General features: G+C 45.2%; 14 protein-coding genes. 5 read left to right on the forward strand and 9 right to left on the reverse strand.

All coding sequences use genetic code 11. The features are described from left to right. The gene (locus ACZ5ZV_RS09730; RefSeq protein WP_464121407.1) at positions 1-858 is read left to right on the forward strand and encodes an ADP-ribosylglycohydrolase family protein; all 858 of its coding nucleotides are present in this window, start codon (positions 1-3) and stop codon (positions 856-858) included. 39 nt (positions 859-897) lie between these two features. Continuing rightward, on the forward strand, positions 898-2256 hold the full coding sequence (locus ACZ5ZV_RS09735) for an MBL fold metallo-hydrolase (RefSeq protein WP_464121248.1): 1359 nt from the start codon (positions 898-900) through the stop codon (positions 2254-2256). A 276-nt stretch (positions 2257-2532) separates the two neighbouring features. Here the strand turns inward: ACZ5ZV_RS09735 and ACZ5ZV_RS09740 are convergent, their stop codons facing one another. From ACZ5ZV_RS09740 to ACZ5ZV_RS09755, 4 genes are all read right to left on the reverse strand, one after another. Then, positions 2533-2796: a hypothetical protein gene (locus ACZ5ZV_RS09740; RefSeq protein WP_464121249.1), complete on the reverse strand. Its 264-nt coding sequence runs from the start codon at positions 2794-2796 to the stop codon at positions 2533-2535. Positions 2797-2823: 27 nt separating this feature from the next. Continuing rightward, positions 2824-3573, reverse strand: a complete 750-nt coding sequence (istB, locus tag ACZ5ZV_RS09745; RefSeq protein WP_464117240.1) for an IS21-like element helper ATPase IstB — start codon at positions 3571-3573, stop codon at positions 2824-2826. Between the two features lie 14 nt (positions 3574-3587). Then, positions 3588-5204 carry an IS21 family transposase gene (gene istA, locus ACZ5ZV_RS09750; RefSeq protein WP_464117241.1) on the reverse strand — a complete coding sequence of 539 codons (1617 nt, stop codon included), beginning with the start codon at positions 5202-5204 and terminating at the stop codon, positions 3588-3590. Positions 5205-5303: 99 nt separating this feature from the next. Beyond that, a complete protein-coding gene (locus ACZ5ZV_RS09755; RefSeq protein WP_464121250.1) occupies positions 5304-5555 on the reverse strand; it encodes a hypothetical protein in 252 nt (83 codons plus the stop codon). A gap of 44 nt (positions 5556-5599) precedes the next feature. Between ACZ5ZV_RS09755 and ACZ5ZV_RS09760 the strand changes: the two genes are divergently transcribed. Further along, on the forward strand, positions 5600-6931 hold the full coding sequence (locus ACZ5ZV_RS09760; protein WP_464117094.1) for an ISL3 family transposase: 1332 nt from the start codon (positions 5600-5602) through the stop codon (positions 6929-6931). Positions 6932-7076: 145 nt separating this feature from the next. After that, positions 7077-7472, forward strand: a complete 396-nt coding sequence (locus ACZ5ZV_RS09765; RefSeq protein ID WP_464121251.1) for a hypothetical protein — start codon at positions 7077-7079, stop codon at positions 7470-7472. A gap of 48 nt (positions 7473-7520) precedes the next feature. Here ACZ5ZV_RS09765 and ACZ5ZV_RS09770 read toward each other — a convergent pair whose 3' ends face one another. Both ACZ5ZV_RS09770 and ACZ5ZV_RS09775 read right to left on the reverse strand, forming a co-directional pair. Then, a complete protein-coding gene (locus tag ACZ5ZV_RS09770) occupies positions 7521-8234 on the reverse strand; it encodes a hypothetical protein (RefSeq protein WP_464121252.1) in 714 nt (237 codons plus the stop codon). Positions 8235-8371: 137 nt separating this feature from the next. Then, entirely contained in the window at positions 8372-9022 is a 651-nt protein-coding gene (locus ACZ5ZV_RS09775; RefSeq protein WP_464121253.1) for an ATP-dependent Clp protease proteolytic subunit, read from the reverse strand. A gap of 15 nt (positions 9023-9037) precedes the next feature. Between ACZ5ZV_RS09775 and ACZ5ZV_RS09780 the strand changes: the two genes are divergently transcribed. After that, positions 9038-9622: a TetR/AcrR family transcriptional regulator gene (locus tag ACZ5ZV_RS09780; protein WP_464121254.1), complete on the forward strand. Its 585-nt coding sequence runs from the start codon at positions 9038-9040 to the stop codon at positions 9620-9622. Between the two features lie 70 nt (positions 9623-9692). Here ACZ5ZV_RS09780 and ACZ5ZV_RS09785 read toward each other — a convergent pair whose 3' ends face one another. The 3 genes from ACZ5ZV_RS09785 to ACZ5ZV_RS09795 form a co-directional block, all read right to left on the reverse strand. Further along, positions 9693-10415 (reverse strand): substrate-binding periplasmic protein, encoded by a 723-nt coding sequence (locus tag ACZ5ZV_RS09785; RefSeq protein ID WP_464121255.1) that lies wholly within the window; start codon positions 10413-10415, stop codon positions 9693-9695. 144 nt (positions 10416-10559) lie between these two features. Further along, a complete protein-coding gene (locus ACZ5ZV_RS09790; RefSeq protein WP_464121256.1) occupies positions 10560-11249 on the reverse strand; it encodes a YjjG family noncanonical pyrimidine nucleotidase in 690 nt (229 codons plus the stop codon). A 32-nt stretch (positions 11250-11281) separates the two neighbouring features. Next, entirely contained in the window at positions 11282-12103 is an 822-nt protein-coding gene (locus tag ACZ5ZV_RS09795) for a D-alanyl-D-alanine carboxypeptidase family protein (RefSeq protein WP_464121257.1), read from the reverse strand. Positions 12104-12156: the final 53 nt, after the last annotated feature.

The following is a 12156-nucleotide window of genomic DNA, read 5'->3' on the forward strand; positions in this document are numbered from 1 at the left end:
ATGCTTTGGGGCGCTCATTGTGGAGACTCCCTCGGAGCGACCCTTGAGTTTGGTGGGCCATCCCTTGAACCTATGCAACATCGAAACATCATTGGACAGGGCCCCTTCAACTGGACTCCCGGTGCAGCCACAGATGACACTGATCTTATGCTGTTGGTGTTGCAAGCCCTAACGGACACTCAAAGCCTCGACTTTGAAATTCTCAAGTCTTCCCTTATTGCCTGGGCGGACTCACTTCCTAAAGACATCGGAAATACCACCAAGAAGGGCATTGAAAACCTCCGCGCAGGCCTACCATTGCGGGAATGCGGCTACAAACATCCCACAATGTATGGAAATGGCTCTATCATGCGAGCTGCCCCCCTGGCTCTTTATGAAGGGGAGGATTGGCAGGAAATTGTTAAGACCCAGTGTTTGATGACCCATGGACATGATCTTTGTGTTGAAGTTGATTTGATTTACATTCAACTGCTCAAGGATTTGTTGAAGGGCTCCAGTGTTTCATGCAGCCTTGAAAAGACATTGAACTCATTGGATCCAGCTTCTGAATTATCCTTGATCCTGCACAAAAGCATGAGTGTTCCCTGGAGCGAACTTAACACCAGCGGACATGCGGCCTGGACCCTAGGGGCGGGGCTGTGGGCTCTAAAAAAGTCCCTGGAAGGCCTAACTCCTGAAGAGATCCTAATTCAAGTTGTCAATCGCGGCGATGATTCTGACACCTGTGGCGCTGTTACTGGAGCGTTGCTTGGAGCTGCGTTTGGTACTAACATTTGGCCTGTGGATTGGTTGCAGATACTGCAGAAAAAAGAACTTCTGCAGTCAGAGCTTGAGCGCATCTTGAGTTCTGCCACATAGGAATCGGGAAACCCTCGAGATTTAGAAAGGTTTGTTATTATGGAAATAGGTTTTTTGGGAGCCGCAGGAACAGTCACAGGCTCGAAATTTTTGATACATAATAACGAAACGCGAATTCTTGTAGACTGCGGTCTTTTTCAAGGCTTCAAAGAATTGCGAGAGCTGAACTGGGCAGATTTTCCCTTTGATCCCAAAGATATTCAAGCTGTTATCCTGACTCATGCTCATCTGGATCATAGTGGTGCTTTGCCTTTGTTGGTGAAAAAAGGATTTAAAGGCAGTATTTACTGCACAGAACCGACGGCTGAACTCACGCAAATCATTTTATTGGATGCCGCCAAAATCCAGGAGGAGGATGCTGAATATGCCAATAAGATGGGCTTTTCAAAGCATGCTCCAGCCTTGCCTTTGTACACCACTGAAGACGTAGAAAAAACTCTGCCTCTGTTTGAGCCCCTGTCTTTGCATGAGGAATTTAAGATCGGCAATTTGACCTGCTGTTTCTATAGCGCCGGTCATATCCTTGGAGCGGCCTCGGTTCTGATTGCCAGTGATGAAAAAAGCGTCTGTTTTTCTGGTGATTTGGGGCGAAATAACGACCCTCTGATGCCGCCACCAGAGCCACCTGCTGAATCCGATTATATTGTGATGGAATCCACCTATGGAGATCGCGATCATTCCCCTGTAAGCTCCAAAGAGATCCTCAAACAATGCATTCTGGAGATTGCCAAATCTAGGGGAGTGCTGTTGATTCCCAGTTTTGCAGTAGGGCGGGCACAAAATCTACTTTATGAGATCACTGAACTTAAAAGAAACGGGGAGATCCCCGCTCAAATCCCCGTCTATTTCAACTCCCCCATGGGTCATGAAGTTGCCCGCCTTTATGAACAATATCCCGAGTACCATCGTCTAGGTCCGGGACAGTTTGCCGAAGTCATGGCTGAAGTTCACTGCGTGAAAGACGCTGAGGAATCAAGAGCTTTGAACGACGATAAATTGGGCCCGAAAATCATTGTTGCAGCCAGCGGAATGCTCACAGGAGGCCGGGTCTTACACCATTTAAAGGCCTTCGCTCCAGATCCCAAAAATATACTTCTTTTGGCAGGCTTTCAGAGCCCTGGAACCCGCGGGCATACAATCTTAAATGGTGCCAAAGAAGTTAAACTGCATGGAATGTATGTGGAAATTAACTGTAAAGTGGTTCCTTCAGATTCGTTCTCAGCCCATGCAGACAGATCAGGCCTAATTGGCTGGCTGAAAGAAGCCCCATTTAAACCAGAGCGTATCTTTTTGGTACATGGAGAACCCACAGCAGCTGATGACCTCAGAAGATGCATTGATAAGAATCTGAAGTGGGTCGTTTCAGTACCTAGAATGAACCAGATTATAAGCACTTAGAGGGTTTTTCTTAGGAAACCCCTCTACCTATCGTTACATAATATAACTTATCAGAAGATTATGTATCCAAGGCCCTGCCGCATTTTGGGCTTAGAACTTCGTGGCTAGCAGGCTCTCTTATTCGTTTTTTGATCCAGTGATTTGAACGCTTCGGCTCCCCGTTTTAAATGGGGGTGAGAGGCTAGCAACTCAGATCTTCGATTTGAGCAAGTAATTCTGACCTTTGTTTTTCGAAGATTCGATCCTCGGCCTTGATTGCCGGGACGCTTAAATCTTTTAAAAACTACCAAGCGCCTCAAGTCTTTTCATCCAGTCTCTTTGAGTGAGGCCTCTTGTGTGGGACAACTTTGTAAGAGGATGCGCTAATTCACTTATCTTATTGATAATTTCTTTTGATTTTTTTGAGTTAAAAATATCCCAGTAAATATCTTTTTTCCCATTAAAAACTAGGGCCGCATCTGGATCTTCTTGCTTGCCCAAATAAGCTGCGTGTTCCGTTTCACTTAGTTTGACCGGGTTCGTTTCAGATACTTTGACCACCTGATTTTTGAGGGTTTATTGGTCTTTCTACTCGCTGTCAATATCGTTGAAAGTTATTCGTCCCTTCATGCGGTGACTGGGGCCTTCAAAAATGCAAATATGGGCATTCTCGAACATCCTGTCGATGGCAGCACTTGCCAGGATCGGATCGGTAAAAACTTGTGGCCATTCTTCAACGTCGCGGTTGCTGGTTAAGATCATAGCCGAATTGTGCTTGCGTCGATCAAATAAATCGAAGATCTCCTCACTCACGTCTCGTGGCATTGTTACGACGCCCCAGTCATCCAAGATCCATAGCTTTGATGTTAGAATTTGTTTGAATAAAACATCGAGCTTATTGTTCTCGCGCGCTTTACGGATCTTTGTCCCAAGTCTTTTTACACTCGTACAAAAAACACTGTGACCAGCCTGCGCAGCGCTCATCCCAAGAGCAATCGCAAGATGACTCTTGCCCGTGCCGGGACTTCCCAAAAACAATGCAATTTCGTTGTTCTCGATAAACTTTAAATCTTTCAGATCCTCGATTTTTTCGCGCGGGAGTTTTTTATTGAAATCCCAATTGAACTGCTCAAAGCTTCTTCGCTCTGGGAACTCCGCTTTCTTAATCCTTTTTTCTACGGCGTTATCTGCCCTTGCATCTAATTCCGTGGATAGAAGCTCACTGAGCCACTTAAGATCCTGGCTGCGTTTTCCTTTTTGAACTAAACCCTCGATCTCTGCGGATGCCGCGGGCATTCGTAACTGCTTTAACTGATCGCGTATCACATCTATTGTCATAACTGTCTTTCCTTTCAGTGGGCCTGGTTGCTATGAACCAGACGTAAATGGTTTTTATACTCACTCATGTCGCGCGCAAACTTACCTCCCACCGTCTGCGCGGATAAAACCTCCTCATGACGAGGAGCTTTGGGTTTTGGCTTTGCCATAATATTCAATAGTTGATGAACTGTTTTTAAATTTACCTGTGATAACTCCAGCGCTGAAAGGCAGGCCTTGTCGATGTCGGCATTGCTGTACTTCTTGTTCAGCGTCAGAAGACCCCATACGCTGCGTGTATCAACAAAACCTTCGCCTCGAGCCAAAATAATTCCTACAAAGCGCTCAACATTGACGCCGATAATTTTTGCTTGCTTCAGATAGTGACCATGATCTTGAAGAGTCTTCTCCCAAGACTCCTTGTAATGATCTTTACAGGCTTTACTTGTGAATTTATCTTGGATGCGCTCGTAAACTTCTAACAGTCGACCGTTGCAGTAGATACTTACTTGAACTGAATTACCAATCACCAAAGCTATTTCGCCTTTGAGTCTTGTGTCTACTCGGTAGTACTTGTTTGCAAAGCGAACATAACCATCAGACCTCACTGTTGAGCGAGTGATGGTTTCCACTTCGTAGCGTAATAAAGGAAGAGGCTTTAACAACGAGGCTTCATCGTTAAGAAACACATCCAAAGGTTTTTGTAGGTGAGTCCCGTGCTTTCTCTCATTGGCGATACTCATCTTTTTATTCATGTGTGACTGTGCGCCGCTCAGTGAATATTGGGACTTATCGTAGGATTCAAAAAGGCGACGCTTCATTGGAACCATTCGCTCCACTTTGCCTTTTTTCTCTGGAGAATAAGGCGGCAATGCCTCGACAACGAACCCGTAGTGCGAGGCCAGTCTTTCAAAGGCCGGGTTCAACGTCGGCTCGTGCTTTGATGCCTCATGAACAAAGACTTTGGGATTATCAGAAGTCACTTTACGAGGGACTCCGCCAAGTTCCTCAAACATGCTTATTAAAACTTCGGCAGTTGTTTCAAAGTCGAGTTTCTCTACAACTCGGGCCATCTCGTAACGAGAATGCCCAAGAACGCCAACGAAAATCCAAATTGTTTTTTTCTTTTTTGTGACAGGATCGACGACGTCAAAGAGCTTTCCCCAGTCCACCTGCAGACATTCCCCCGGTGAGTGAACAAGCTCCATCACATTGCGCGCAGGTGCGGATCGCATAAGTTTGTGGCGGTGAATGTAGCGGTAGAAGTTAGATCGCGGGACAGAGAGCGGAAGCTCTTCAAAAATACTTTGCGGACTCCAGCCAAGTTCAATGCGCTCCTTGATCCATTCGCGCTTGGGATCTAAGATGGCATCCGTTTCAATGGCCTTCTCGCTGCGACCATCGCGCAGCGGAAACAGCGCCTCTGGGTAAGGTGGGATTTCTTTTGAGGTTTTGCAGTAGATTTTCTTCTCTGGGTTTGCGACGGCTACATAGCCATGCTCTATCGCCTGGTCGCGGATTTTTATGACGTAACCTTTGCCTTTACCAGTTGATTTAGTCAGTGCGGTGAGTGAGTGTCCTTCGCGAAGGCCTTCGACGATTTTTCGGTCCACTGTGATTTTCTCCAAGTCCTTTTTTCTGAGTTTCCGCATGCGTATTCCTTGCTGTAGTCTGGTTGTTAAACCAGCAGCTTAGCGCATGGGATCAGATGGAGAAAATGTGCTGAAAACGTAAGCAATTGCCCGGTCAAATTAGGTGGGATTTACTTCCCCCAAAGCCGGTCCACTTACGTGGGATTTGCCCCCCTTGAAACCGGTCAAACTACGTGGGATTGGACAAGCTGCGATCTCTAAGTAGTCAAAATCTCTTTCCTGAAGCAATTCTTTGATTTCTTCGGCCTCGGCATCACTAATATTCAGTAATGGCCGCATACGATTTAAAAACTCCACTCGATCGGCAAGCTCCCATACGGTGCGCTGTGTTGTTTCAAGTTCAAAGTTCATTGATAAAATCTCCCTAAAATTTTTACTAATGGAGGCTTCCAAGGATGGACTGCTCTGATCTCATCATTGATTCCATAGGTCTGCAAGACGTTGTACTGCAGTCTTTCAAAACTGACAAATCAACTCTAACATGTGAATTATGGGTGCAGCAAAAAAAAGATACTTGTGTTTGTGAGAGCTGTGGATTTTCTTTAAAAAATGTCAAAGACTACAGAATACGCAAACTAAAAGCTCCCCCTCTGGGGGCTTATAAAGAAGTGATAGTTCACTATCGTAGATTACGCGCTGTTTGCGACATGTGTTCAGGGCAACTTCGAATGTCTCCTATGAAGGGAGTTCACCCTCAATTCTCAAACATGACTTTGGCTATGGCTGAGGTTGCTGGTCTTCTCATGGAAGAGCTTACCTGCGAAGCTACAAGTCGCTATTTCCGCACGAATTCCAAAACCATGTGGGATCTGGATCAGTGGAGAATGAGGCACATGAAGAAATTCTACAAACTCCCTGATGATCTCAACGTCAGTCACATGAGTGCCGACGAAGTACACTTTAGAACTATAGTAAATACTCAAAGGAATAGCCCCTTTTCTGAGCGCTGGACCACTCAATATATAACCAGCCTTGTCTGCTCTAAGCTCTCAAAAGTCATTGCAACAGCTGGCGGACGAGATGCTATGGCTCTAGCAAATTGCCTCAAGACTTTATCTAAGAAAACTCGGGACCAAATTATATATTTTGCCTTAGATATGAATGCTGGATATTTCAGAGCTGTTTCCAAGCTATGTCCTAATGCAGAGATTGCTGTGGATAGATTTCATTTAGTTCAGAACCTTAATGAAACATTTAATACTCTCCGCAAAGACGAGTTTAGACTGGCAAAAAAAAGAAATGACAGCTTTCAAGCCGGGATGCTCGAAGGGGGGCGCAGATTTATCCTCATGGAACGCAATCCCAACTTGTCCATCGAAGAACAAAACCTTCTTGGGAAATTAAAAATGCTCAATACAAACATCAATGCGGGAATGTTGATCGTTGATTATTTCCATAAAGTTCTGGATGAAAAAACACTTCCAAACTTCCGAAAATCTCTGGCGCAATGGTACTACTTGGTTCGAGAATCAGGTATCAAAGTGTTCAAACAATTTGCTCAGAAGATTCGAAAATACAGGCTTAATATTCAGGCATATATTAAATCTAACCTGACCACTGCCATCTCAGAGGGCATCAATAATAAAATCAAAGTTCTAAAGAGAATGGGGTATGGATACAGCAACCAAGAATCTTTTGAACTCAAAATATTGCAACGCTGTGGGCTTCTTAACTCGTCTCATATTGATACGACTGGATGGCATTGGCATATCCCCCACCCCCAGTAAAAACGGAGAGGCGAACGCTTCTGGCGCTAAAAATGGTACTTTGCTTAAACACTGTACGCCGAACTGTCCAGAGTCCTTGTTTAATTGGTTATTAATTGGCGTGGAATTGGCACCAGGATCTTTTATCACTTATTAAGGAGATCCTATGAAAAAATCCGTACTTCTTATTGCAGGTCTTTTAACGACTTTGGCGTCCGCTCAAAGCTTTGCCGCTCAAGCATGTTCGGCCCATTATACTGCGGGCTTGGGGCATCTTTTTAAAGGTGAATCCCGTCTTTTGGGTGAAGTGGAAAAAATCAAATTGGGTCAATCTTCTTCTGATGAGCTTTATACAGTGTCTTTATCCAAAAGTGGTCAGTTGTCTTTGACTGAAACCAAAACCGGCAAAAAAGTTGAATTGAAACGATCCGATGTATCCCCGGAACTTCAGATTCATGTCACAGATGGCAACCTGAAGCCCTATCCAGAAGGTGTTCCAGGGACATTTGTCGATGGTCGTCGATTTATTGCAATCATGTGTGCTGATGAAAGTAACTTCTAAGAGCTATTTTTTGAACGGGGACAGTGTCATTCACTCTCCCCGTTTTTCTTATTCCTGGACCGTCCCATAATCATCGATATTGATATTCGAAACCCGATCCAACAAGAGCAGTGCCCGGCTAATATCTGATGCCGTGACGTCTTCAAACACGACATCCTTAACAGATGATCCGTTTAATGTGGCGTAAGCAACTCCGCCAGACTCGTCCATAAACCCTGATCCAATGGCGATAACAATTTGATTGCGATCTGAAGTTGCCTTGCCCCAGAAAATAAAATCCTCAAGATGAGTATCTTCTGTCTCCATCCCTAAGAAAGTTCCAGTTGAAGTGTTATTGAACTGGGTATTGGGATCGCTGCCCATCTGAACCGGCACCACATAAGGTAAAGCATAGTCAAAATTAACAAGGATGCTTCCCTCAGAATGGCTTAAACAAGAGGCTTCAGAGGCATAACTGATGCCCCAGATTTTCATTCGCGTGTCGACGATGAAAATATAGCGCAACCACATATCATTTGTCACGGCACAGGTGGAAACCCAGGCATCGTTGTTGGTTGTCTTAAAATCATCCACTTGCCATACGGAGCTTACAGGTTCGGGTTGTGGTTCTTCGGTGTTGCCGCCATCGTCGCCCCCACCGGCATCACCTTCTTCATCTTTGATCGAAGGAAGATTTTCGATAGGCAGTCCGTTGTCCAAACATCCTTGCAGAGTCAGCAGAAAACCAAATCCCAGAATAAACATCTTTATAAAATCTCTCACAGAAGCCTCCAGAAAAACGTGCCGCTTTGTTCATGTTTTGACAGTCTTCTGATCGGCTTAACCTGGACCCCCTTGATATTTCTTCGTGTTTTTGTGTTCGACATTACAGAGATGTTAAGTTTGCCTGATGCTTTGTTTCAATCTGATCCACGCTTGCGGAGATCAATAACCTGATCAATTAAACCGAACTCCCGTGCTTCATCGGCACTTAAGTAATAGTCTCGCTCCAAGACACCTTCCAGATGTGATGTCTTCTGTCCGGTGTGTGCTGCATAGATCTCTATCAATCTCTTTTTTGTTCGCACCAGTTCCCTTGCATGAATTTCGATATCCGTCACCTGACCACCAATGCCCCCATCCCCCAGATGCGGTTGATGTAAAAGAATGCGACTGTTGGGCATCGCAAAACGCTTTCCTGCAGCACCCGCCATCAGTAGGAATGATCCCATGCTGGCTGCTGTCCCCAGGCAATAGGTGGCCACATCACAACGTATGAATTGCATCATATCGTAGATCGCCAGTCCTGCAGAGACTGAGCCTCCCGGTGAATTGATATATAAGTGAATATCCTTGGTCGGATCGTTCATCTCTAGAAAAAGCATCTGTGCCACTATCGAATTGGCAATATCATCAGTGATGGCGTTACCCAGAATAATAATCCTGTCTTTCAGAAGTCTGGAATAGATATCGTAACTTCGTTCCCCAGACGAGGTGGACTCGATAACATAGGGATTCAGAGCCATAGAGTTCTCCTTTAACTGCTTTATTGATAATAGGTAAATATCCATTTACTATCTAGAGATATGGCAAGAACCAAAAAAATCAGTGATTCTGAAGTGTTAATAAAAGCTTTCGATGTGATCTCTCGCGAAGGATTTGAGTCATTTACTTTTGAGCAAGTGGCGAAAGTCACCAAACTTTCCCCTGCGGCCTTGGTGAAGCGTTTTAAGAATAAACAACGACTGGCGCTTTTGGCGCGAAATCAGAAGTGGGATGAGAATCTTAAACTGATGGATCCTCAAGCAATCGATCATCTGCATGGGTTGGACGGACTGTATGAATTTCTGCGAATAATCGCTGCAAGTGTGGATTCAAAAAGACTGGGTGAACACCTGCGCTGGCTGGGCACGGAGGCCCAAGACATCAGAGCGCGAAAGAAGGTGGGCGTCTATTTCAATGAGACCCGCCATATTCTGCAACGCCTGCTGAATGAAGCCATAAAAAACAAAGAACTTAGAAGAATCGAGAATCCCGCAGATTTTGCCATGACCTTGGAAGCTCTGGTGCAAGGGTCAATATTTCAATTTGCGTACTTAAACGAATCTTCCATCGAACACCACTTAAGAGAGAGAATTAAGTCAGCACTTCACGGGTATTTTAATGACTAGTTTGTTTTTATCATTCACCCCAAATCGTGATCTTGAGGTGCGTAAAAATGGGAGCAACCCGTGAATTGATTTATTCTTCTGTATACTTTTTGTAGATGGCCTTAAAAGATTTTTGTGAATCCAATTTTTCCAGGGACTCATTGAAGGAATCTCGCAACTTCACATCGCGAAAGGCCACAGAATAGCGGGATTCTCCAAACAGGGCATGCTTCTGCAACTCAGGCAATTTTTTTGTACTGGTGTCTTCGATATCTTGTTTATTAATCTGCAGTGTACGTTCTTCACAGATAATCACATCCACGCGGTCTGCGAAAAGCATTTTGAGCTGTCTTTTCTGATCGGCGTATTCTTCGTAATTTGAATTTTTCTCTACAGCGTTGCTGTACTGCGATCCAAAAAAATAACGGGCATTCTGAAAGGCAATAACTCTGTAACGGCCCAGATCATTCAGGACTTTAAGATCAATCTTGCGATCTTTCAGGGTCCAGGCGAAATTTTTAAATGTGATATAGGGTTCTGATAAATGAAATTTTGGCATGTTGGTGATCGTGGCCATCGCATCCACCCGCCCCAGCTCCAGACTTCTTACAGATCTTGCCGGAGGTTGAAAGATCGGGGTCATCTCATAACCCATGTCCAAAAGAACCCGACGAAGAATTTCAACTTCCAGGCCGCTTTCTGTGTCTCGAATCACATAAGGGGGTTTGTCCAAAGAAAAGGCCACCCTCAGCGGGGTCAGAGCTTCACTGAGGGATGTAAAGGCCAAAAGAAAAAAAACAACCAATGCCTTCAAACAAATCTCCAAGGATTATTATCCCTCCACGGCTCGCCATTCAAAAGTCTTATTTCAATCTTAAACATCACATTATGTGCGACGACATTCTTTTTCGTCCTCTGAGGATTGTGAAAACTCACTGTAAGTTTCATGTGTAAGGGGTTATTTCTTTAGCAAGCTTTGAATTTCCGAGAGATGGGTGATTTCGTAGTCTGGTTCAAAGGAAAAATTATGTTTCGACTTTTCCGGATTAAACCAGCAACTGCGCAAACCAAAATTACGTGCTCCCAGGATGTCGGTTTCCATCCGATCACCAATAACCACGGCAGAATCCTTATGAAACTTTTTCGCCATCCTGGCGCTGTGCTCGAAAAAGCGAACATCGGGTTTCGCATAACCGCATTCTTCCGACACGCTGGTAAAACTGATATAAGGAGCCAACTTTGAATTTTCAATGCGCTTCATCTGAACCGCGTGCATTCCGTTGGTGATAATGCCAATTTCACCCCGGGCCACCAGCCACTGACAGATCTCTTCGGCGTGATCCATCAGCACCACGGTTTCTGGCAAAGCCTCCAGATAGCGGTCGCTGGCCTTGTGGGGATCGATTTCAATTTTAAAGGCCTCAAAGACACGGCGGAATCGTTCCACCTTCAGGTGTTCTTTGGATGTTTTGGCTTCTTCAAAAAGAGTCCAAAGCCGGCGATTTTCCACCTGATACATGCGATACAATTCATCCAGGCGATCATGCACCCCCAAGCTTTGTAAAACAGTTGCAAAAGAAAGCCGTTCGGATTCCTTGAAATCCAGCAGGGTGTCATCCAGGTCAAACAAAAACAGATCGTATGGCATAAAATCAGATTAAACTTTCCAATGACAAAGACCTAGTCCAGTTCCGCGGACGCCTCAAGTCCCCGCCGAATCAACTCCCGCCCGGCTTGAATTCTTTTTTGATGGGACGGGGAGCCCAGTACAACAGCAATCGTCCTCTCCCCGCCTTTTGCCAAAGCTTTTTTCGCACTGATCATCACACACCAACCCGAAGCTTTGATATACCCGGTCTTCATCCCATCCACGGCCGTCGAGGAGCCCAAAAGTTCATTGGTATTTTTCTTCCTGAATTTATTGTAAGTGAGCTCCGGCAAAGAGGAATATTCAAAGTACTCAGGATGTTTTTGACTGATCGCCTGTGCCAGCTTCATCAGATCCCGGGCCGTGGAGTAATGGCCAAACGCAAATAATCCTGTCGGATTCACAAACGAACTGTTCTGCATTCCGATCTCCTGGGCTGCCAGGTTCATCATACCAACGAAACGCTTCAGGCTGCCCCCGACATGGTTTGCCAAAGTCAAGGCCGCATCATTGGCGGACACGACGATAAGCCCTTTAAGGAGCTCTCGAATGCTGATGTATTCACCTGGCTTTAATTGCATCTGCGATTCCCCTGGGCGGGTTTGCAGGACCAATGCGGGCACTTCAATCTGAGTCCTTAAGCTTAAACGCCCTTCTTTGATTTCTTTGAAAACCACATAGGCCGTCAGGACCTTTGTTAATGAGGCGGGTGAGAATCTCTTGTCGGGCTCAAAGGCGTCCAGGATTTCTCCGGAGGGAGTCTTAAAAAGAACCCACGATTGGGCCTCAATATTGTGTGCCTCAACGGATTGATGACTTAGAAAAAACAGAAGGAACAAGCCTGCCGCTTTCATAAGAGCCTCGTGACATCAAGATACCACGAAATCACCTGTTCGGACTTCTTCAG

It is taken from the genome of Bdellovibrio sp. HAGR004 (assembly GCF_055397015.1).